The sequence below is a fragment of the Pseudomonas sp. D1HM genome (assembly GCF_019266105.1).
GTDB classification, from domain to species: Bacteria; Pseudomonadota; Gammaproteobacteria; order Pseudomonadales; family Pseudomonadaceae; genus Aquipseudomonas; species Aquipseudomonas taetrolens.
Window position 1 is genome coordinate 1 of record NZ_LRMN01000050.1, and the last position, 878, is coordinate 878.

At 59.6% G+C, this 878-nt stretch carries 1 protein-coding gene; it reads left to right on the forward strand.

All coding sequences use genetic code 11. From position 1 onward, the window contains the following. On the forward strand, positions 1-878 hold an 878-nt coding region (locus AWM69_RS23175; RefSeq protein ID WP_218728603.1), incomplete at both ends, for a phage tail protein.

Here is an 878-nt window from a genome sequence, read left to right on the forward strand (position 1 = left end):
ATGGGCGTTGGTGACGGTAATGGCGTCACGCCGCTGCCGTCGAGACTGCAGAAAAAACTGGTCCACGAAAATGTGCGGATGAAGTTGAACCGTCTGACGGTACGAGCAGACAAGCCGGTGATTGTTGCCGAGCTGATTCTGCCGTCAGACATTGGTGGTTGGTGGGTGCGCGAGGTTGGGCTGTACGACTCAACCGGCACCCTGGTGGCGGTGGCCAGTTACCCGGCCACCTACAAGCCGACGCTGGCTCAAGGCACCGGGCGCACTCAAGGTATCCGCCTGCAGATCCTCGTCAGTAGCACGGCCAATATCACGATTCAGGATGACCCAACGCTGGTCATGGCCACCGTCAACACCGTGCGTGAGGAAATCACCAAGGGTGAGGCAGCCAGCGCGGTGAAGCTGAAGACTGCGCGCAAAATAGCGGTGACGGGTGATGCCACGGGTGATGCTTCATTTGATGGGTCTGCGAATGCCAGCATTGCCCTGACGCTTGCGGATTCGGGTGTGTCTGCGGGTACTTACAGCAAGGTCACGGTCAATGCAAAAGGGTTAGTGATGGGCGTTCACTCGCTCATTCAGGGGGATATTCCGGCTCTCGATGCCAGCAAGATCACCTCCGGGACGCTGAGCCGGCCAACCTCCGGCAATGCCGGCTCAGCCACCAAGCTGCAGACCGGTCGAGCATGGACCTTCAGCGGCGCTGCAACGGGCATGGGCTGGTTTGACGGTAGCGGCGACGTCAATGTGCAGCTTGCCCTGGCCAATTCGGGCATATCGGCAGGTACATACAGCAAGGTCACAGTGAACGCCAAAGGGTTGGTGACGGGGGCGCAATCACTCATACAGGGTGATATCCCGGCGCTCGATGCCAGCAA